The sequence below is a fragment of the Bradyrhizobium sp. USDA 4532 genome, assembly GCF_024171315.1.
In the GTDB taxonomy this organism is placed as follows: domain Bacteria; phylum Pseudomonadota; class Alphaproteobacteria; order Rhizobiales; family Xanthobacteraceae; genus Bradyrhizobium; species Bradyrhizobium australafricanum.
In genome coordinates this window covers 4431123-4452335 of record NZ_JALJZN010000001.1, presented here as the reverse complement: position 1 = coordinate 4452335, position 21213 = coordinate 4431123, and the positions used below count along the sequence as shown (strand labels likewise).

At 60.8% G+C, this 21213-nt stretch carries 20 protein-coding genes and 1 pseudogene; 14 read left to right on the top strand and 7 right to left on the bottom strand.

All coding sequences use genetic code 11. The annotated features are described in order from the left end of the window. From J2R76_RS20345 to ald, 4 genes are all read left to right on the top strand, one after another. Window positions 1-237 carry a HypC/HybG/HupF family hydrogenase formation chaperone gene (locus tag J2R76_RS20345; protein WP_094193819.1) on the top strand — a complete coding sequence of 79 codons (237 nt, stop codon included), beginning with the start codon at window positions 1-3 and terminating at the stop codon, window positions 235-237. Then, on the top strand, window positions 234-1376 hold the full coding sequence (hypD, locus tag J2R76_RS20340; protein ID WP_253624774.1) for a hydrogenase formation protein HypD: 1143 nt from the start codon (window positions 234-236) through the stop codon (window positions 1374-1376). The genes J2R76_RS20345 and hypD overlap by 4 nt, the downstream gene beginning before the upstream one ends. After that, complete coding sequence (hypE, locus tag J2R76_RS20335) at window positions 1373-2419, top strand: hydrogenase expression/formation protein HypE (RefSeq protein WP_253624773.1); 1047 nt, start codon at window positions 1373-1375, stop codon at window positions 2417-2419. Before hypD ends, hypE begins: the two co-directional genes overlap by 4 nt. Before the next feature lie 401 nt (window positions 2420-2820). Beyond that, window positions 2821-3933 (top strand): alanine dehydrogenase, encoded by a 1113-nt coding sequence (ald, locus tag J2R76_RS20330; protein ID WP_163156063.1) that lies wholly within the window; start codon window positions 2821-2823, stop codon window positions 3931-3933. A 71-nt stretch (window positions 3934-4004) separates the two neighbouring features. On the opposite strand, the gene J2R76_RS20325 is transcribed toward ald, so the two are convergent. Then, window positions 4005-4250, bottom strand: coding sequence for a hypothetical protein (locus J2R76_RS20325; RefSeq protein ID WP_253624772.1), 246 nt, complete (start codon window positions 4248-4250; stop codon window positions 4005-4007). A 325-nt stretch (window positions 4251-4575) separates the two neighbouring features. Between J2R76_RS20325 and J2R76_RS20320 the strand changes: the two genes are divergently transcribed. The 5 genes from J2R76_RS20320 to J2R76_RS20300 all read left to right on the top strand — a co-directional run bounded on the left by J2R76_RS20320 (window position 4576) and on the right by J2R76_RS20300 (window position 9870). Beyond that, the gene (locus J2R76_RS20320; RefSeq protein ID WP_128971097.1) at window positions 4576-4770 is read left to right on the top strand and encodes a 4Fe-4S dicluster domain-containing protein; all 195 of its coding nucleotides are present in this window, start codon (window positions 4576-4578) and stop codon (window positions 4768-4770) included. Between the two features lie 194 nt (window positions 4771-4964). Further along, entirely contained in the window at window positions 4965-6461 is a 1497-nt protein-coding gene (gene sufB / locus J2R76_RS20315; protein ID WP_253624771.1) for a Fe-S cluster assembly protein SufB, read from the top strand. Between the two features lie 71 nt (window positions 6462-6532). Then, a complete protein-coding gene (sufC, locus tag J2R76_RS20310; protein ID WP_253624769.1) occupies window positions 6533-7285 on the top strand; it encodes a Fe-S cluster assembly ATPase SufC in 753 nt (250 codons plus the stop codon). An 18-nt stretch (window positions 7286-7303) separates the two neighbouring features. Next, window positions 7304-8626 (top strand): Fe-S cluster assembly protein SufD, encoded by a 1323-nt coding sequence (gene sufD / locus J2R76_RS20305; protein WP_253624767.1) that lies wholly within the window; start codon window positions 7304-7306, stop codon window positions 8624-8626. Continuing rightward, window positions 8623-9870 (top strand): cysteine desulfurase, encoded by a 1248-nt coding sequence (locus tag J2R76_RS20300; protein WP_253624766.1) that lies wholly within the window; start codon window positions 8623-8625, stop codon window positions 9868-9870. The genes sufD and J2R76_RS20300 overlap by 4 nt, the downstream gene beginning before the upstream one ends. 193 nt (window positions 9871-10063) lie before the next feature. Here the strand turns inward: J2R76_RS20300 and J2R76_RS20295 are convergent. From J2R76_RS20295 to J2R76_RS20270, 6 genes and pseudogenes are all read right to left on the bottom strand, one after another. Further along, window positions 10064-10228, bottom strand: a pseudogene (locus J2R76_RS20295) (transposase); the annotation flags it as partial. Between the two features lie 452 nt (window positions 10229-10680). Then, entirely contained in the window at window positions 10681-12564 is a 1884-nt protein-coding gene (locus tag J2R76_RS20290; RefSeq protein WP_253624765.1) for a TRAP transporter large permease subunit, read from the bottom strand. Between the two features lie 3 nt (window positions 12565-12567). Further along, a complete protein-coding gene (locus tag J2R76_RS20285) occupies window positions 12568-13593 on the bottom strand; it encodes a TRAP transporter substrate-binding protein (RefSeq protein ID WP_253626058.1) in 1026 nt (341 codons plus the stop codon). A gap of 166 nt (window positions 13594-13759) precedes the next feature. After that, window positions 13760-14770 carry a transketolase family protein gene (locus J2R76_RS20280; RefSeq protein ID WP_253624764.1) on the bottom strand — a complete coding sequence of 337 codons (1011 nt, stop codon included), beginning with the start codon at window positions 14768-14770 and terminating at the stop codon, window positions 13760-13762. After that, a complete protein-coding gene (locus tag J2R76_RS20275; RefSeq protein WP_253624762.1) occupies window positions 14767-15612 on the bottom strand; it encodes a transketolase in 846 nt (281 codons plus the stop codon). The genes J2R76_RS20280 and J2R76_RS20275 overlap by 4 nt, the downstream gene beginning before the upstream one ends. A 20-nt stretch (window positions 15613-15632) precedes the next feature. Continuing rightward, a complete protein-coding gene (locus J2R76_RS20270) occupies window positions 15633-16382 on the bottom strand; it encodes an SDR family NAD(P)-dependent oxidoreductase (protein ID WP_253626057.1) in 750 nt (249 codons plus the stop codon). A 139-nt stretch (window positions 16383-16521) separates the two neighbouring features. Here J2R76_RS20270 and J2R76_RS20265 point away from each other — a divergent pair, with 139 nt between their 5' ends. The 5 genes from J2R76_RS20265 to J2R76_RS20245 all read left to right on the top strand — a co-directional run bounded on the left by J2R76_RS20265 (window position 16522) and on the right by J2R76_RS20245 (window position 21171). Next, entirely contained in the window at window positions 16522-17403 is an 882-nt protein-coding gene (locus tag J2R76_RS20265; RefSeq protein ID WP_253626056.1) for a LysR substrate-binding domain-containing protein, read from the top strand. A gap of 195 nt (window positions 17404-17598) precedes the next feature. Beyond that, complete coding sequence (locus tag J2R76_RS20260; protein WP_253624760.1) at window positions 17599-18633, top strand: IS110 family transposase; 1035 nt, start codon at window positions 17599-17601, stop codon at window positions 18631-18633. A 48-nt stretch (window positions 18634-18681) separates the two neighbouring features. Then, window positions 18682-19479, top strand: coding sequence for an IS110 family transposase (locus J2R76_RS20255; protein ID WP_375166519.1), 798 nt, complete (start codon window positions 18682-18684; stop codon window positions 19477-19479). Window positions 19480-19527: 48 nt separating this feature from the next. Continuing rightward, the gene (locus J2R76_RS20250; RefSeq protein WP_375166519.1) at window positions 19528-20325 is read left to right on the top strand and encodes an IS110 family transposase; all 798 of its coding nucleotides are present in this window, start codon (window positions 19528-19530) and stop codon (window positions 20323-20325) included. Between the two features lie 48 nt (window positions 20326-20373). Continuing rightward, on the top strand, window positions 20374-21171 hold the full coding sequence (locus J2R76_RS20245; protein ID WP_375166519.1) for an IS110 family transposase: 798 nt from the start codon (window positions 20374-20376) through the stop codon (window positions 21169-21171). Window positions 21172-21213: the final 42 nt, after the last annotated feature.

The following is a 21213-nucleotide window of genomic DNA, read 5'->3' as shown; positions in this document are numbered from 1 at the left end:
ATGTGTCTTTCGGTTCCGGCAAAGATCGTAAAAATTCTTCCTGACCACATGGCCGCCGTGTGCATCGATGGTGTTAGCCTGGAGATATCGATTGCTCTTATCGACGAGCTCGACGTCGGTGATCACGTCCTTGTCCATGTTGGGTATGCGCTGGCCAAGATCGATCCGATAGAAGCCAAGCGCACGCTGGAGCTCCTGCAGGAGCTAGGCAGCACAGGGCAGGAACTCCGGCCATGAGATATACCGACGAATTTCGCGACAAGACCCTTGCGCAGGGGCTCGCCGCTGCGATTAGCGCCGAAGCCGATCGGCAAAAAGCCTATCGGTTCATGGAATTCTGCGGTGGACACACTCATGCCATATCACGCTATGGCCTTGAGGATCTGCTGCCCGCGAATATTCGCATGATCCACGGGCCCGGTTGTCCGGTCTGTGTTCTACCTGCCAGCCGGATCGACATGGCGATTCGTCTCGTCGAGCGGCCGGAGGTCACCCTTTGCGTCTACGGCGATCTGATACGGGCGCCTGGCTCGCAAGGACAGTCCCTGTTGCGAGCCAAGGCGCTCGGCGCAGACATCCGGATGGTGTACTCGACGCTCGACGTTATCCGGATCGCCGAACAGGCGCCGAGCCGCGAGGTCGTGTTCTTTGCCATCGGATTTGAGACCACGACACCCCCGACGGCCGTGATGATCCGGATAGCCGAGAAGAAGCGGCTGAAGAGCCTTAGCGTGTTCTGCAACCACGTGCTTACACCCTCTGCGATGCAGAGCATTCTCGAGAACCCGAAGATCCGCAATATCGGCGGGGCTGCAATCGACGGTTTCGTCGGGCCTGCACATGTCAGCACGATCATCGGGACGCAGCCTTACGAGCTCCTGGCGGAACAATTCGGCAAGCCGATCGTGATCGCGGGATTTGAACCGCTCGACGTGATGCAGGCGATCCTGATGCTGGTGCGACAGGTGAACGAAGACCGCTACGACGTGGAGAACCAATACAGCCGTGCAGTGAGGCGTGAAGGCAATCGGCGCGCCAAAGACGAGGTCTCGCAGGCATTCGAACCGCGTGAGCAGTTCGAATGGCGCGGGCTCGGTTTCGTACCAAATAGTGGACTGAAGCTGAAGCGGGCCTACGCGCGGTTCGACGCGGAGGCGCGTTTTGCGATGCACGAACTGCGGGTCGCCGACAATCCGGCGTGCGAGTGCTGCGCCATCCTGCGCGGCGCCAAGCGGCCAGTCGATTGCAAGCTGTTTGGAACCCTCTGCACGCCGGAAACTCCCATAGGATCCTGCATGGTCTCATCGGAAGGCGCCTGTGCGGCGTATTGGACATATGGCCGCGTTCGCGATGATCAGGTGAGGCGAACGTCATGAGCGTGCAGGGCTATCAACGCAAGCTCGATCTCGAGAACGGACGCGTTGATCTTTCCCATGGGGCCGGGGGACGAGCCATGGCACAGCTGATCTCCAGCCTTTTTCACCGAGCCTTCGGTAATGAATGGCTTGCCCGCTGCAATGATCAATCGGCCTTTGACGTTGCGACGGGTAAAATGGTGATGACGACCGACGGTTATGTGGTTTCGCCGCTGTTCTTCCCTGGCGGCAATATCGGCTCACTCGCTGTGCACGGGACGATCAACGACGTCGTGATGTCCGGCGCGCGCCCTCTCTATCTGTCGGCCAGCTTCATCATTGAGGAGGGGTTCCCGCTATCTGATCTGAAGGCGATTGCGGATTCGATGGGCGCGGCAGCGCGCGGCGCGGGCGTCTACATCATTGCGGGGGACACTAAGGTCGTCGAGCGCGGCAAGGCTGATGGTCTGTTTATCTCCACGACAGGAATCGGGGCTCTGGCCCATGGCTTCGATCTCTCCGCCGATAAGGCTATGGTCGGGGACCGTGTGTTGGTGTCCGGCAGCCTTGGCGACCATGGCGTGGCGATCATGTCAAAACGCCAGAACGTCGGGTTTCAAACCGAGATCGTGTCGGATTCCGCAGCGCTACATGACCTTGTCGCCGTTATGATTGCGGCTGGCGGCGCCGGCATCCGGGTGATGCGCGACCCCACGCGCGGCGGTCTTGCCGCAACCCTCAACGAAATTGCGCATCAATCGGGCCTTGGCTTCCGTCTACAGGAAGCAGCCATTCCGGTGAAGCCAGCGGTCGCGGCAACCTGCGAACTCCTTGGGCTTGATCCGATCCATGTCGCCAATGAGGGCAAGCTCGTTGCGATCGTCGCGCCCGATTTGGCCGATGCAGTGCTTGCAGCTATGAAGGCGCATCCGCTCGGACGCGATGCTGCTGATATTGGCGAGACGGTAGCTGACGATCACAAATTTGTGCAGATAGCGACCAGTTTCGGCGGCGGACGGATCGTCGATTGGTTGTCAGGCGAACAGTTGCCTCGGATTTGTTGAACAATCCACGCCCATTTGCGACGAGCATGAAGGCGTCAAGCGTGCGCATCTAGGAATCAGATTGATGATCAATGGTCATTTGGCCATCAGCGGTGGCAAACAATCCAGCCTCTGGGCAAATCCTGCCTCACTGGCAGACTACGTTGTTCGTTCTTTAACAAGGTCGGCAAGACTGGAATCGTTGTTAACTTTTCCGCGAGCCGAGAATCCGATTAAGCGCGTCATCTCCATCGCGGAGTACGACGGTTAAGCTTAGCGAGCACGGTCGCTCAACCCATTCGGCATCGAAAACCTGCATGGCTGGTCAAAGATCGCTGAATTCCTGCGCAATTTGGGCTGCTGCGTCGCAATATCGCTGCGCTCTTTCAATTAGAAAGGCGCACTAGGCAGGGAGTTTGCAAATGAAGGTCGGAGTTCCCAAGGAAATCAAGGCACACGAATATCGAGTGGGCCTGACCCCTGGAGCCGTCCGCGAATACGCGGCAGCAGGACACCGCGTAATGATCGAGACCAATGCCGGCGCTGGCATTGGCGCAACCGATGATGATTATCGCAGCGCTGGCGCAGCGATTCTGGATTCTGCAGTTGAGGTATTCGCATCGAGCGAAATGATTGTGAAGGTCAAGGAGCCTCAGCCGTCCGAATGGAGCCAGCTGCGGGAGGGCCAGATCCTGTTCACATATCTGCATCTGGCGCCGGACCCGGAGCAGGCCAAGGGGCTTCTAAAATCGGGATGCACCGCAATCGCCTATGAGACCGTGACTGATGGGCATGGTGGTCTTCCGCTGCTGGCTCCGATGAGCGAGGTCGCAGGCAGGCTCGCGGTCGAAGCGGCGGGTAGCGCCCTAAAGCGCAGTGCAGGCGGACGAGGGCTGTTGATCGGTGGCGTGCCCGGTGTTCAGCCGGCCCGCATCGTGGTGATCGGTGGTGGCGTCGTTGGTACGCACGCGGCACGGATGGCGGCCGGTCTGGGTGCAGAGGTGAGCATCATCGACCGCTCGATACCTCGGTTGCGCGAGTTGGATGAGCTATTCGAAGGGCGCGTTCGAACCAGGTTTTCGACCATCGAAGCTGTGGAGGAAGAGGTATTTGCGGCCGATGTTGTGATTGGTGCCGTGCTCGTTCCAGGTGCGAGTGCGCCGAAGCTGATCCGCCGGAGCATGCTGAGCTCGATGCGTAAGAGGGCCGTGCTCGTGGATGTCGCTATCGATCAGGGCGGCTGTTTTGAGACTTCGCACCCAACCACCCACGCCGATCCAACCTATGAAGTGGATGGCATCATTCATTATTGCGTGGCCAATATGCCCGGCGCCGTGCCGCTGACCTCGAGCCAGGCACTAAATAACGCCACGCTGCCGTTTGGCTTGGCTCTGGCTAATAAGGGTTTTTCCGCCGTGTTGGAAAATCCGCATTTGCGTGCAGGCCTCAACGTCCATCGAGGCCGGCTGACTTACAAGGCGGTGGCCGACAGTCTCGGGCTCCCGTTCTCACCGATCGAGCAGGCTGCAGCCTGATCCCAGAGGCCCCTACGGGCGTTTCCTCCCTGACTTGGGCCACCCTCCGGGGTGGCTTTTTTTCGGCTCTATCAATCTGCTGGGGTCCGCTGAGATTTATTTGCGACGCCGAGCGCGGCCGTAATCTGCGAGATTTGAACATTTGCGTGCGCCGGCTCGGCCAGGGGGCGCTCGATCACCGGAGCGGCTCTATTTAGCGCCATCGCGACGATTTTTCTGGTTGCGATATAGAGACGTTGCTTGAGCCGATGACCGACGTCGCCCGATTGACATCGTGGTGCCTTCGCTGCCGCTGTCCGGGTGAGCAGAACCATCACCAGAGGGCGATCTGCGATCCCCCCGAGACGGTGGCACGGCTACAATCGATACCACTTCAAAAGCGCTCCGCCGCCACGTCAGGTCGAGCCGAGCTGCGTCTTATTGGCGAACTCCTTCACAAGATCGCTGGCTATCGCGAAATCTCGACAATGCGCAAGCTACGAGATCAAGTAGCTGCGATGCCGATTGTAGAGTTTACGACACCTGGTCGAGGCGGCGGCTTGCGCTATCGAAAGTAGCCAAGACAAATCAAGCACAAGACTCCTTGGCATGAGACTTGAAGGCAAGGCGTAGTCCCGCACCTTTGCTTATGGAATCGTAGTGATGGCCTACAAAATAATCGCGTCACAATGCACGGTCTGTGGTGCGTGTGAGTACGAATGCCCTAACGCCGCGATCAGCCTGAAGAACGACATATATGTGATCAATCCGAGCCAGTGCACTCAATGTGAAGGGCATTTTGATGCGCCGCAATGCGCCGTCGTTTGTCCGGTGCCTGATACCTGTGTGCCAGCATAGATCGAGTAGCCGACGGGTGGCACTCCGGCGCAAAACATGATCGAAACCCTACCGAGGGCGGCTGCCTTTTGGGTTCGTCTCCTGGTTCTTTCGCACCCTGGCTTCGAGTCGGCCGTGACTTGCGCGATCCGCTCGGAGGAGAGACGACGCGATCATCGCCGCCGGGAATCGTCCATGCGTGAACGGAGTGGTCAATGGTAGTTGTACAAGAGACGGTCGAGCGCGTCCGGCGCATCGACGTCGACCAGTATCGATATGGGTTTGAGACGCTGATCGAGTCCGACAAGGCCCCGAAGGGGCTGTCGGAAGACACCGTCCGCTTCATCTCCGCAAAGAAGAATGAGCCGGCCTGGATGCTGGAATGGCGTCTCGAGGCGTATCGCCGCTGGCTGACCATGACCGAGCCGACCTGGGCGCGCGTCAACTATCCGAAGATCGACTACCAGGACATCTATTACTACGCGGCGCCGAAGCCGAAGAAGACGCTGTCCTCGATCGACGAGATCGATCCGGAAATCCTCAAGACTTACGAGAAGCTCGGCATCCCCCTGCGCGAGGTCGCGATCCTCGAGGGCGTCGAGCCGCCGCCCGGTGGCGAGCAGACGCCGAACCGCAAGATCGCGGTCGACGCCGTGTTCGATTCGGTCTCGGTTGCGACCACCTTCCAGAAGGAGCTGAAGGCGGCCGGCGTGATCTTCATGCCGATCTCGGAGGCGATCCGCGAGCATCCCGAGCTGGTGCAGAAATATCTCGGCACCGTGGTGCCGACCTCGGACAACTATTTTGCGACGCTGAATTCGGCTGTGTTCTCCGACGGCTCGTTCGTCTACGTGCCGCCGGGCGTGCGCTGCCCGATGGAGCTGTCGACCTATTTCCGCATCAACGAGCGCAACACCGGTCAGTTCGAGCGCACGCTGATCATCGCCGACAAGGGCTCCTACGTTTCCTATCTCGAGGGCTGCACCGCGCCGCAGCGCGACGAGAACCAGCTGCACGCCGCCGTCGTCGAGCTGGTCGCGCTCGACGACGCCGAGATCAAGTATTCGACGGTGCAGAACTGGTACCCCGGCAATTCCGAGGGCAAGGGCGGCATCTACAACTTCGTCACCAAGCGTGGCGACTGCCGCGGCAAGAACTCCAAGATCTCCTGGACCCAGGTCGAGACCGGTTCGGCGATTACCTGGAAATATCCGAGCTGCATCCTGCGCGGCGACAATTCGAGCGGCGAGTTCTACTCGATCGCGATCTCGAACGGCTTCCAGCAGGTCGACTCTGGCACCAAGATGATCCACCTCGGCAAGAACACGTCGAGCCGGATCATCTCCAAGGGCATCGCCGCCGGCAAGTCGCAGAACACCTATCGCGGCCTGGTCAGCGCCCATCGCAAGGCCACCGGCGCGCGCAACTACACCGCCTGCGACTCGCTGCTGATCGGTGACAAATGCGGCGCGCACACCGTGCCCTATGTCGAGGCCAAGAATTCCTCGGCGACGTTCGAGCATGAAGCGACGACGTCGAAGATTTCCGAGGACGTGCTGTTCTACTGCATCCAGCGCGGGCTCTCGCAGGAAGAAGCCGTCGGCCTCGTCGTCAACGGCTTCGTGAAGGACGTGCTGCAACAACTGCCGATGGAATTCGCGGTGGAAGCGCAGAAGCTGATCTCGATCTCTCTCGAGGGATCTGTCGGATAACCAAACGTCCCGCGAGCCCCCGAACGCGGCTCGCCGTTCCGGACGACGCATTTTGAGGGATCAGATCAAAAATGACGCTGCTCGAAATCCAAGATCTGCATGTTGGTGTCGACAGTCGTGAAATAATCCGTGGCCTCGATCTTATGGTCAATGCGGGCGAAGTGCACGCGATCATGGGGCCGAACGGCTCCGGCAAGTCGACGCTGTCGCACGTCATCGCCGGCAAGCCGGGCTATGAAGTCACGGGCGGCCAGATCCTGTTCAGGGGCGAGGACCTCCTGGAGATGGAGCCCAATGAGCGCGCCGCCAAGGGCGTGTTTCTGGCGTTCCAGTACCCGGTCGAGATCCCCGGCGTCACCACCATGAACTTCCTGCGCACGGCGCTGAACGCCCAGCGCAAGGCGCGCGGCCGAGGGGAATTATCCACGCCCGAACTTCTGAAAAAGGTCCGTGAGGTGGCCGAGTCACTCAACATTACCCGCGACATGCTCAAGCGCGGCGTCAATGTCGGCTTCTCGGGCGGCGAGAAGAAGCGCAACGAGATCCTGCAGATGGCGTTGTTCGAGCCGAGTCTATGCATACTGGACGAGATCGATTCCGGGCTGGATATCGACGCCCTGCGTATTGTCGCGAGCGGCATCAACGGCCTGCGCTCGCCGGAAAGGGCGATGATCGTGATCACCCACTATCAGCGGCTCCTTCATTACATCGTGCCCGATTATGTGCACGTGATGTCGAAAGGCCGCGTCGTGAAGAGCGGCGGCAAGGAACTCGCGCTGGAACTCGAGGCCTGTGGCTACGCCCAGTTCGAAACCGCGGCCTGACGGCTTTAGGGATTTCCCATGAAGCAAGTATTGGCTAAGGCCGATGCCGGGTGCGCAACGAGCAATTTTCTCGCAGCCGCGCTCGGACGGTTGCCTGGCGCGGGCATCGTCCCCCACATCCGTGCGAGGGCATTCGAAGCCTATGAGCGCGCCGGCCTGCCGCATCGGCGCATGGAGGCCTGGAGATACACGGATCTGCGTGCCCTGATCGGCGAGGTGTTGCCACTCGCTCCGCGACCGGATGCAGCGGCGTTGGCGCGCGCAAAGGCGTCGGCCAGGCGAGTGGCTGTCGATCAGGCGGTCAAATTGGTCTTGGTGGACGGCATATTCGCGCCTGAGCTATCGGATCTCGGCGAGCTGGAAAATGGGCTCCATGTGCAGTCACTGCGAGAGGTGTTGGAGAATTCGGCCACTGGCGCAATGGCCGGGTTGGTGCTTTCGACGACGGACGATGCGGTGATCTCGCTCAATGCGGCAATGGCCTCGGATGGTCTGGTGATTTCGATTGCCGAAGGCAACACGATCAGACGCCCTATTCAAATCGTTCAGGTCGCAACGGGATCGTCGGTGTCCGCTTTTACACGCTCATATCTACAGCTCGATAAAGGGGCGCATGCGACCGTGGTGCAAAGTTTCATCTCGGCCGAAGGCGCGAGCGGCTATCAGGCCAACGATGTCTTAATCGCCCTGGCTGGGGACGAGGCGAGCCTTTCGCATATCCGCATAGCGGCTGACGCCGCTGATGCGGTGAACATCTCGTCGGGGATCATCGCGGTCGGCACCAGAGCTAAGCTCGATCTCTTCAGCATGACGTGCAGCGGCTCCATCAATCGCTATCAGGGATTCGTGACGCTGGGTGGCGAGGGATCCAAGCTCTCTGCGAACGGGGTTAATCTCATCAAAGATAAACTGCACGCCGACACAACAATCGTGGTCGACCACGCCGTGGCGCATTGCACCAGTCGGCAGAACTTCCGCGCGGTCGTTGATGATTGCGGCCGCTCGGTGTTTCAGGGCCGAATCGTCGTTCGTCCCGTCGCCCAGAAGATCGACGCCAGCCTGTCGACGCGAGCGCTGCTCTTATCCGACCAGGCCGAGGCGGACAGTAAGCCGGAACTTGAAATATCGGCCGACGACGTGACCTGCGGCCACGGAGCGACCTCAGGAGCGCTAGACGGCAATCTCGTATTCTATTTGCGCGCGCGGGGACTGTCCGAGAAGGATGCGCAGATGTTGCTGATTAAAGCGTTCATTGGAGAGTCGATTGAGGAGATTTTCGCCGATAACCTGCGCGATTTTGTGACCGCGCAAGCTGAACACTGGCTGCAGGAACGGCAATGAGCGAACATCCCGCGGTCAGCAATGGTCGTTACGAGGTCGACCGTCTGCGTAGTGACTTTCCGGCGCTGGCCATGACCGTGTACGGCAAGCCGCTTGTCTACCTCGATAACGCTGCGTCCGCGCAAAAGCCAAATGCGGTGCTTGACCGCATGATGCAGGTGTACTCCAGCGAATATGCCAACGTTCATCGTGGCTTGCACTATCTCGCCAATGCGGCGACCGAAGCGTATGAGGGCGCCCGTACCAAGGTAGCGCGGTTTATGAACGCGCATTTGAACGAAGAGATTATCTTCACGCGCAGCGCCACCGAGGCGATCAATCTGGTCGCACAGACGCTTGGTCGTGAGCGCATCAGCCCGGGTGATGAGATCGTTCTGTCAATTTTGGAACACCACTCCAACATTGTGCCATGGCATTTTCTTAGGGAACGGCTCGGTGCAGTGATCAAATGGGCACCAGTGGATGATGCCGGCAACTTCTTACTCGATGAATTTGAGCGACTGCTGACCTCGCGCACCAAGATGGTCGCAATCACACAGATGTCGAACGTGCTCGGCACGGTCTTGCCGGTGAAAGACCTGGTGAGGGTCGCACATGCTCGTGGTATCCCGGTGCTGGTCGATGGCTCGCAAGCATGCGTCCATCTGAGCGTCGACGTCTGCGATATTGATTGCGATTTCTATGTCATGACCGGCCACAAACTCTATGGTCCGACCGGAATCGGCGTTCTTTACGGAAAATCCGAGCATCTGGCATCGATGACGCCCTTCAATGGCGGCGGCGAGATGATCCGCGAGGTCTCGCGTTCCGGCGTCATTTATGGGGATCCGCCGCACCGGTTCGAAGCGGGTACGCCGCCGATCGTCGAGGCGATCGGGTTGGGCGCAGCCGTGGATTACATCAATTCGATAGGCAAGGCGGAGATCCGCAAGCACGAGAGCGCACTGCTCGCTTACACGCAGGAGAAGCTCGAGGACATCAACTTCGTGCGCATGATCGGGACGCCGGCCGAGAAGGGGCCGATCATCTCGTTTGATGTGAAAGGTGCGCATGCGCACGATATTGCCACCGTCGTCGATCGCGCCGGTGTAGCGGTGCGGGCGGGGGCTCACTGCGCGATGCCGCTGCTCAAGCGCTTCGGCGCACTGGCAACATGCCGTGCGTCCCTTGGACTTTACAACACCCGTGAAGAAATTGATGTGCTCGCGCGTGCACTTATCAAGGCACGCCAGCTATTGGCGTGATCGGCGGGCGTGCTGCGTCGAGGTGAGAGGGAGGCTGCATTGAGCTGCAAAGTATAATGACGTCGTGCCTGATCATCGTCATCGCAGAAGGTCAACACCTGAGTCTCGGCAAGCAAAGTTCGCATTGGCAAGCCTGGTCGGCCAGGGCACCTTGCAGCCGTTTTTCCTTTGCGTCCGCCTTCGTCGAGCGCGGGGGCCGTAGTTCTAACGGCAGGTCGCGCCATGGCGCACCTGAACGCAGGACCCAAAAGATGCCATTAAGCACGCGACGGACATTTATGCGCTGAACGCCGCGCGGCTTGTTCGGCCGCATCGGTTTGATGGCGGTCCATTCGTAATCGCTGAGTTCGTGGCGCATGATTCGAGGCTCCGGTTTCGGAGCTTGAATCATGTCTCGGGCCGCGCCATCAACCGGCAACGCCCCGCGGCCGTACCGGTAACGCTTTGCATATACTTCCGCTTTCGGCGGCATAGCGGACTTGGCCGGGCTTGCTAGTGGCTCGACCCGGTCGTTCATGATCGAAGTGGACATGACGTAGGATCGGCCTTCCAGAGGCTAGTCGCGCTGTCGTGAAAGTAATCGGAGCTTCGAGCGAAGGGCGACCCGGATTCACGTCAGGCCTTTTCGAAAACTCGCATGGCGATCTGGTCGATGCGCGATCCATAGTCGCGTATGGCCCTGAACGCGGTGTGTCGCTTCGCGCCCGGATCGTTGCCTCCACGAGGGGCAAAGAACTGTGCGAACAACCTGTCTGCTCGCCAGAAGCTCACCTTGCGGACGATCTCCGCAGCTGAGACGTTTTGCGGACTTTAAAGGAAACCTATCGAAATCCACGGCACTGCAGCCACTATGACCGTGCCGAGGAGCAGAGCCAGCATGTACGCCAGGATCGGACCCATGCCTTCGTCGGGATGAATCCGGCTGATGGCGCACGCCGCATAGTAGCCGACGCCGAATGGCGGCGCGAAAAGTCCAATCCCCATCGCCAGAACGACGACCATGGCATAGTGGACCTCATGCACCCCCACCTGACGGGCAATGGGGAAAAGCAGCGGACCGAAGAGCACGATGGCAGGGATGCCTTCGAGCACGCTTCCCAGGACGACGAACGCAAGGATCGTGACGATCAGAAATATCGGCGCACCACCCGGCAAGGAGGTCATGAACTTCGCAAGTGATGCCGAAAAGCCCGATTGGGTCAAAGCCCAGGCCATCCCCGTCGCCGCACCGATGATGAAGAGGATCGCGCCGGAAAGAGACGCGGTCTCAACCAAGATCGGATAGAGGCGGCGCCAGTCGAACCGGCGATAGATAAAAAGCCCGGCCAATACGGAATAGACGATGCCTATCGTCGAGACCTCGGTGGCTGTTGCTACCCCCTCGACCACCGCAGCGCGGATCACAAATGGAAGGGCAAGGGCGGGAAGCGCGATCAGAAAGGAACGGCCGATTTCACGGCTGGTCGCCCGCTGAACGTGCGACAAATCCTCTCCACGGTACCGCCACCACACCACCGCGCACAGTCCGGCCGCGAGCACGATCGCCGGCAATAACCCGCCCGTGAACAGGGCCGCGATCGACACACCCGTCACCGATCCGATTGTGATCAACACCAATGATGGGGGGATTGTCTCGGTCTGAGCGCCGGTCGCCGCCAGGAGCGCGACCAGGTCACCACGCTTCGCGCCGCGTCTGGTCATTTCGGGGAAGAGCACAGGCGCTATTGCTGCCATATCGGCCGCCTTGGATCCCGAAATACCCGAGACCAGATACATCGCACCGACAAGCACATATTGGAGGCCGCCCCGAACGTGGCCAAGCAGGCTGGCGAGGAAACCGACCATGGCGCGGGCCATGCCGGTCATTTCGATCAACAAGCCGAGGAACACGAACATCGGTACCGCAAGCAGGATGAGATGGCTCATGCCTTCGTCCATGCGACCGATAACGACCACGTCGGGTGTGCTGGTCGTCAGCGTTATGTAGCCGATGGTCGTAAGGCCGAACGCGAAGGCGATCGGCACCGCTGCGAAAACCATGGCGCCAACGATAAACACGAAGAAGATCAGCAGGTTCAGATTGCCGAGCAGTTTAAGGATTGGTGCGAGCAGCGCGAGAACCCCGATCAGCGTTCCCACCGCAGCGATTGCAGCCGCGAGGTGCTTCACATTGGCCGTGGCTGCCAGCCTCAGAGTGGCAACGACCAGCATCAAGCCGATGCCGACCGGCAGGGCGGCGGCGCGCCAAGTGTTGACTATTCCCAGAGCGGGAGTTGTGACGAAGACTTCGTCGGCCGCAAACTCGTAGGCGGGGCGAACTACCAGAAGCAAGAACGCGAACGAGGCAGCCGTCGCAAAGACGTCAAGGAACAACCTGGCTTCCGGGCGGATCATGCCAACGATGGCCGTCATCCGCATATGCTCGGCCCGCTGGAAGGCGACGACCGATCCCAGCATCGCCAGCCACAAAAACAGGATGCCGGCGAGCTCATCCGACCAGACAATCGGGGTATGGAGCACGTAGCGAGAGACGATGCCGACGAAAAGGACTATCACCTCTGCGATGACCAGCAGTGCGGCAGGAATGGCGACGACGGGCTTCAGTGCCTTGTTCAGGTTCGCAATGGCCTTGCGCCATCCGGAGGCAGGCTCAGGAAGAGCAAGTGTCGCCCCGTCCATGTGCACATGTTCCATGGCTCACCCCAACTTGCCCGCGGCTTTCTCAAGTTGAACCCAGGCCTCCGCGCCGAATTTGGATTTCCAGTCGGCATAGAAGCTCGTCTTTGCCAGCGCCTGCCGGAAGGCGGATCGATCGACGTCGAGGAATTGCATCCCCTTGGCTGTCAAGTCGGTGCGGAGGGATTCACTGAGCTTTGCGATGTCGGCTCGTTCATCGTTGGCCGAGCGATCGAGTTCGTGCGTCACGATCTCTTGCACGTCCTGCGGAAGCTTCTGGAACGCGCGCTTGTTGCCGAGAATCCAGTAATTGTCCCAGACGTGACCCGTCAGGCTGCAGGTCTTCTGCACCTCATACAGCCGCGCCGTTGCTATGATCGGAAGGGGATTTTCCTGACCGTCCACGACCTTGGTCTGGAGCGCGGAATAGACCTCGTTGAAGTTGATCGGCGCTGGTCCTGCCCCGAGCGCAAGAAACAGCGACGTCAGATTGGGTGCGGCAGGTACCCTAAGCTTGAAGCCCTTGAGGTCGTCCGGTGTCTTGATCTCACGGCCCGACGACGTGATGTGGCGGAAGCCATTGTCCCAAGGTTTGGACACCGCCATGATGGGCGTCTTGGCGATCTGCGCGCGGATGTAGGCGCCGAGTTCGCCGTCCATGGCCTTCCAGACGGCATCGTAGTTGGGGAAGAGGAAGCCGAGATTCACGACGCCCGCGGCGGGTACAAGGGTAGCGAGGATCAGAGAGGAGAGGTTGAAAAACTCGACGCTACCGTTGCGAACCTGCGTCAGCAGATCCGTATCCGAGCCAAGCTGGTTGGCGGGAAAGAGATTGATTTCCAAGCGCCCGCTAGTCGCTTCCTTGATGCGATCGGCGGCCTCCTTGGCCCGAGCATTCACCGGATGCGCGGGGTCCTGCCCGGTCGCGAGCTTGTAAGTGAACTCTGCGGCGGCGGCCGGGCGACTGAGGACGGCGCACAACGGGACAGCCGCGCCGGCCAGGAGCAACTTGCGACGGGTGATGGCAGTCGATTTGCGTTGGGTCATTGCTTCCTCCTTGTTGAGTATCGGTATGTTGATCGGCAGCAGCACGCTTCTGCAGCCTCCGGCCGGTTCTCGGGCACCGGCCGTCAGGCAGCGGCCATCGTTCTCCGCGGCGACGCCGCGTAGGCGATGCTTCCCTCAGTCGAAGTTGACGTATCTAGGTGCGCGCTTAGCGCAGCCACCCCTTGATCTGCCTTGCAACTTCCGCAGTCGAAATGCCGTAGCGATCGTGCAGCGTGGGAAGCGCCCCAGCGGCAAGGAACTCATCGGGCAACGCGATCTGGCGGAAAGCTGGATGGACGCCGGAGCGCATCAACAGCGCTGCAATCGCCTCTCCGAGCCCGCCGATGATGGTATGGTTCTCGGCGACCACGACGAGACGGCCGGGTTTTGCTGCTTCGCGCAGTATCGCTCCGTGGTCGAGCGGCTTGATTGTCGGTACATGCAGCACGGCTACGTCCACGCTATCACCGGCGAGTTCCTTTGCGGCTTCCAGCGCTCGCATGGTCATGATTCCAGAGGAGATGATCAGGACGTCCCGACCGTCCCGAATCAAGGATGCCCTGCCGAGCCTGAATTGATAGTTGTACTCGTCCAGGACGAGGGGCACCTGACCACGCAAGAGCCGCATATATACGGGCCCGTGATGCGCCGCGATGGCCGGAACGATCTGCTCGATCTCGTGAGCGTCGCAGGGGTCGATCACGGTCATATTCGGCATTGCGCGGAACAGCGCGAGGTCTTCCGCCGCCTGGTGGCTTGGGCCGTAGCCGGAAGTGAGACCTGGTAAGGCGCAGACGATCTTTACGTTGCGGTCTTCCTCTGCAATCGTCTGGTGGATGAAATCGTAGGCGCGCCGCGAGGCGAACACGGCATAAGTCGTTGCGAAGGGCATGAATCCTTCAGCCGCCATGCCCGAAGCCGCACCGTAGAGGAGCTGCTCCGCCATACCCATTTGATAGTAGCGGTCTGGAAACTGCTTCGCGAAAATGTGCAGATCCGTGTACTTGCCCAGATCGGCGGTGAGGCCCACCACCTCGGGGCAGCTTCGGGCCAATTCGACAAGCGCGTGACCGAACGGCGCTGGTTTCGTCTTTTGTCCCTCGGCGGCGATCGACGCGATCATCGCGGAGGTGGTGAGCCGCGGTTTCCCGGGCGTAGCTGAGGTAACCGACTTCATGACCTGTCTCCCGCATCAAGTTCTGCCAGCGCCAATTTCCATTCGTGCGCTTCGACCCGAATGAAGTGATTCTTTTCTCGCTGTTCGAGGAACGGAACTCCCTTGCCCATGAGAGTGTCGGCGATGATGATCCTCGGTTGCGGCTCGGGGTGCGAAATCGTCGCGTCGAATGCTGCCACGACGGCGTCCAGGTCATTGCCGTCGACGCGGCGTACGAACCAGCCGAAGGCCTCGAGCTTGTCGACCAACGGCTCGAACCCCATCATCTGTTTCGAAGGGCCGTCGGCCTGCTGGTTGTTGACGTCAATGATCGCGATCAAATTGTCGAGCTTGTGGTGTGCAGCCGACATCATCGCTTCCCACTTCGAACCCTCGTCGAGCTCTCCGTCCGAGAACAGCGTGAAAACGCGGCTCTTGGAGCCCTTGCGCTTCAACCCGAGCCCCATGCCGACCGCGATGCTCAGTCCGAGCCCCAGGGACCCGCCGGACATTTCCATACCGGGCGTGTAGGACGCCATGCCTGACATCGGCAGGCGGCTTTCGTCGAAGCCATACGTCTCGAGTTCGACTTCGGGGATAATACCGGCCTCGATCAGTGCGGCATAAAGGGCGATCGCGTAGTGACCGTTGGAAAGGAGGAAACGATCGCGATCTTCCCAGGTGGGCTCCTCGGGCCGGTAGCGCATCGCGTGAAAATATGCGACCGCCAACACGTCGGAAATATCGAGCGCCTGCGCGATATAGCCTTGGCCTTGAACTTCGCCCATGCGCAGGGCGTTGCGGCGAATGTTGCGCGCACGCTGCGAAAGGCTGGGCGTGTTGACAAGTAAACTCGTGGACATCCGTCTCTCCATCGCTGCTCTTAGTGAATGAGCATCCCGCCGTTGACGTCGATCACGGAGCCGGTGACGTATGCCGAGAGGTCCGATGCAAGAAATGTGTAGATACCGGCAACGTCCTTGGCCTCCCCGAGCCGTCCGAGCGGAATGCCTTCCAGGATCTTCGCTTTCATCTCGTCGTCGAGCTTGCCAGAGGTGATGTCGGTGCCTATCAATCCCGGCGTGACGCAGTTGACGCGGATACCATCGGCGCCAAATTCCCGAGCCATCGCCTTGGCAAGCCCAAGGACCCCCGCCTTCGCCGCCGAGTAGTGCGGACCACCGAAAATGCCGCCGCCGCGCTGGGCCGATACCGACGACATGCATGCAATCGATCCCGATTTTTGCTTGCGCATATGCGGGATCACTACCTGGGACAGGAACAGAATGCCCTTCAGGTTGACGTCCTGGATGCGGTCCCAGTCGGCCGGCGTGATGTCGAGGAATTTGACCGGCTGTGTGATGCCGGCATTGTTGATCAGGATATCGATTTGGCCGAAAGCGTCAGCGACAGCTTCGACTGCCTTCTGACACGAAGCCTGGTCGGCGACGTCGCAAGCAATTCCGATATGAGCGTCGCCGAGGCCTTGCGCGGCGGCCTGTGCGGCGGTCCCATCGATGTCGAGGATGGCGACCCGCGCGCCCTCTTCGGCAAATCGCCTGGCGGTTGCGAGGCCAATCCCGCGAGGCGAGGCCGCCCCCGTGATGATCGCCGTTTTGCCGCGAAGCAGCATTCGAATCCTCCCTGTCCCTGTCGTTTTGGACGCCGCGGGTGGCAGCCGGTCCTCTTGCCCCATTGCTAGAGCCGAGGGGCCGGCCGGGACAAACGCGCAGTTGTCTTGGATGTGTGAATCTGGTTCACTTATGGGTATGCTGCTGTCGAGCATCCCGATCTCCGCTATCCGGGCCTTCGAAGCGGCTGCGCGCACTGGCTCCTTCAGCGACGCGGCCGACGAGTTGCATTTGACGCCGAGCGCCGTCAGCCACGCGATCCGCAAGCTGGAAAGCACCATGAGCACCGTTCTGTTCGAGCGGAGTGCTCGTTCCGTCCGTCTAACGCCCGCTGGCGAGAACCTGATGCGCCACGCCGGTGCGGCCTTCGACAATTTGCGGCGCGGGATCGAAGAAGTCGCAGGTCGCGGGCCGCAGCTCCTGAGGGTGCATTGTGCCCCAAGTTTCGCCGCGCAATGGCTGGCCCCGCGCCTGACCAAATTTCTAGCGGCCGAACCGAAACTGGAGGTTCGGCTCGCCGCCAATACGGAGTACGCCCGCTTCACGAACGACGATTTCGATCTGGACATCGTCTACGGTTCACCTCGCGGTGAGGGCCTCGAAGTGATCCCGCTTGGTGAGGAAACCGTCACCCCTCTGTGTGCTCCTCAGATCGCGAAGAGAATCCGCCAGCCAAAGGATTTGTTGAGCCAAGTTCTTATTCGCTCCGACGTGAAGCAGGTTCAATGGTATCAATGGTTCACCGCGAACGGGCTCGAACCTCCGGCGATCCATGGAATGCGATTCGACCGCAGCTTCCTCGCGATAGCCATGGCTTGCGGCGGGGTTGGCGTGACGTTGGAATCAACTCGGTTGGCTGAAAGTGAGATAGCATCGGGGCGCCTGATAGCGCCCCTGGCTGGCCGCTCCACCGACATCCGCTACGTTGGTCATCATCTAGTGTTCCCGCGCGCTGGCCGTCAGCGCCGCGCTTTGCAGACCTTCGTGGAATGGATCAGGTCTGAGATTGCGCCAAGTTTATAGCGAAGCGTGAGCCGGAGCTGACGTCCGCTCTGACCCTTCGCGTTATTTCGTCGCGCTGCGGAATTTGGTCGCTATCGGGCCATAGCGGATTCTGGCAAGCCCTCCGCTCGGCACATTTATGATGGGGTGGACGCCCCGCCGGCGGCATCGATGTGCCAAAGTGGAGGTGTTGAGCACCACTCAAGGGAGGCGTCCGTGTCAGAGGTTATCATAATCGGTCTGGATATCGCCAAGCACGTTTTTCACGCGCACGGAGCGGATGAGCGGGGTCGAGCAATATTCAGCAAGCGGATCAGCCGAGGAAAGCTGCTGGATTTCTTCGCGGCCCAGCCGAGTTGCACGGTAGCGCTGGAGGCATGTGGTGGAGCGCATCACTGGGCCCGTCAGCTGACCCAGCTTGGCCATGAAGTCCGGCTAATCCCGCCCGCCTATGTAAAACCGTTCGTGAAGCGGCAAAAGAACGACGCGATTGATGCCGAGGCGATCTGCGAAGCGGCACAGCGGCCGAGCATGCGGTTCGTGGCCGTGAAGAGCGAACAACAACAGGCGGCGGGTTTGCTGTTTCGGACCCGTGATCTGTTAGTGCGGCAGCGAACCCAGCTCATCAACGCGATCCGGGGTCACCTCACTGAATATGGTTGGATTGCACCCAAGGGTCCGTCGCATGTGGCGACGCTTGCCGACCTGATCGAGGAAGAAGCGATGGCCAGCTCGCTTCCCGAAGCGGCCCACACCATGTTCCGATTGATGTTAGACCTTCTCGCCGGCCTCAATGGCAAGATCGCGGATCTCGACAAGGAGATCGCGCGACGCGCTCGCGAGGACGAAGTATCGCGCAGGCTGATGACCGTTCCCGGCATCGGCCCGATCTCCGCCACCGCGATCGCCGCCCTAGCACCGCCGGCCGAGACTTTTGCCAAAGGGCGTGACTTCGCGGCCTGGCTCGGTCTCACGCCCCTTCAAAGATCGACGGGCGGCAAGCAGAAGCTCGGCGCGACATCCAAGATGGGCGAACGCACGCTCAGGCGCCTACTCATCATCGGCAGCAGCGCCGTTGTGCAGCAGGCAAGCAAACGCGGCGCACCAAAGGGGTCGTGGCTCGAACAGATGCTGGCTCGCAAACCGCGCATGCTGGTCACCGTCGCGCTCGCCAACAAGATGGCGCGGATCGTCTGGGCGCTGCTTGTCAAGCAGGAGAACTACAGGGCTCCGGTCGCAGCCAAGGCGTGAGCCTGGCGGGCCTGAGGTCGTCGCAGGTGCAGTCGGTCGAAGGAGGGTATGGCGCAACAGTCGGCGAGACGGGGCCGGAAGAACCAGATGTACCCATCGTGCCCAGAGCACGCATTTATGATTTGGTTCCGGTCCGCGAACTCCCATACGGGCCCGCAGCTCCATCGCTGCACCAGAGGCCGGACAGATGGCAGCATCCGACCACGTGCCAATCTTCTTCAAAATACCGCTTGCATCTGGCGGGGCGTCCACAGATGGATTGCACCCAAGGGTCCGTCGCATGTGGCGACGCTTGCCGACCTGATCGAGGAAGAAGCGATGGCCAGCTCGCTTCCCGAAGCGGCCCACACCATGTTCCGATTGATGTTAGACCTTCTCGCCGGCCTCAATGGCAAGATCGCGGATCTCGACAAGGAGATCGCGCGACGCGCTCGCGAGGACGAAGTATCGCGCAGGCTGATGACCGTTCCCGGCATCGGCCCGATCTCCGCCACCGCGATCGCCGCCCTAGCACCGCCGGCCGAGACTTTTGCCAAAGGGCGTGACTTCGCGGCCTGGCTCGGTCTCACGCCCCTTCAAAGATCGACGGGCGGCAAGCAGAAGCTCGGCGCGACATCCAAGATGGGCGAACGCACGCTCAGGCGCCTACTCATCATCGGCAGCAGCGCCGTTGTGCAGCAGGCAAGCAAACGCGGCGCACCAAAGGGGTCGTGGCTCGAACAGATGCTGGCTCGCAAACCGCGCATGCTGGTCACCGTCGCGCTCGCCAACAAGATGGCGCGGATCGTCTGGGCGCTGCTTGTCAAGCAGGAGAACTACAGGGCTCCGGTCGCAGCCAAGGCGTGAGCCTGGCGGGCCTGAGGTCGTCGCAGGTGCAGTCGGTCGAAGGAGGGTATGGCGCAACAGTCGGCGAGACGGGGCCGGAAGAACCAGATGTACCCATCGTGCCCAGAGCACGCATTTATGATTTGGTTCCGGTCCGCGAACTCCCATACGGGCCCGCAGCTCCATCGCTGCACCAGAGGCCGGACAGATGGCAGCATCCGACCACGTGCCAATCTTCTTCAAAATACCGCTTGCATCTGGCGGGGCGTCCACAGATGGATTGCACCCAAGGGTCCGTCGCATGTGGCGACGCTTGCCGACCTGATCGAGGAAGAAGCGATGGCCAGCTCGCTTCCCGAAGCGGCCCACACCATGTTCCGATTGATGTTAGACCTTCTCGCCGGCCTCAATGGCAAGATCGCGGATCTCGACAAGGAGATCGCGCGACGCGCTCGCGAGGACGAAGTATCGCGCAGGCTGATGACCGTTCCCGGCATCGGCCCGATCTCCGCCACCGCGATCGCCGCCCTAGCACCGCCGGCCGAGACTTTTGCCAAAGGGCGTGACTTCGCGGCCTGGCTCGGTCTCACGCCCCTTCAAAGATCGACGGGCGGCAAGCAGAAGCTCGGCGCGACATCCAAGATGGGCGAACGCACGCTCAGGCGCCTACTCATCATCGGCAGCAGCGCCGTTGTGCAGCAGGCAAGCAAACGCGGCGCACCAAAGGGGTCGTGGCTCGAACAGATGCTGGCTCGCAAACCGCGCATGCTGGTCACCGTCGCGCTCGCCAACAAGATGGCGCGGATCGTCTGGGCGCTGCTTGTCAAGCAGGAGAACTACAGGGCTCCGGTCGCAGCCAAGGCGTGAGCCTGGCGGGCCTGAGGTCGTCGCAGGTGCAGTCGGTCGAAGGAGGGTATGGCGCAACAGTCGGCGAGACGGGGCCGGAAGAACCAGATGTACCCATCGTGCCCAGAGCACGCATTTATGATTTGGTTCCGGTCCGCGAACTCCCATACGGGCCCGCAGCTCCATCGCTGCACCAGAGGCCGGACAGATGGCAGCATCCGACCACGTGCCAATCTTCTTCAAAATACCGCTTGCATCTGGCGGGGCGTCCACAGATGGATTGCACCCAAGGGTCCGTCGCATGTGGCGACGCTTGCCGACCTGATCGAGGAAGAAGCGATGGCCAGCTCGCTTCCCGAAGCGGCCCACACCATGTTCCGATTGATGTTAGACCTTCTCGCCGGCCTCAATGGCAAGATCGCGGATCTCGACAAGGAGATCGCGCGACGCGCTCGCGAGGACGAAGTATCGCGCAGGCTGATGACCGTTCCCGGCATCGGCCCGATCTCCGCCACCGCGATCGCCGCCCTAGCACCGCCGGCCGAGACTTTTGCCAAAGGGCGTGACTTCGCGGCCTGGCTCGGTCTCACGCCCCTTCAAAGATCGACGGGCGGCAAGCAGAAGCTCGGCGCGACATCCAAGATGGGCGAACGCACGCTCAGGCGCCTACTCATCATCGGCAGCAGCGCCGTTGTGCAGCAGGCAAGCAAACGCGGCGCACCAAAGGGGTCGTGGCTCGAACAGATGCTGGCTCGCAAACCGCGCATGCTGGTCACCGTCGCGCTCGCCAACAAGATGGCGCGGATCGTCTGGGCGCTGCTTGTCAAGCAGGAGAACTACAGGGCTCCGGTCGCAGCCAAGGCGTGAGCCTGGCGGGCCTGAGGTCGTCGCAGGTGCAGTCGGTCGAAG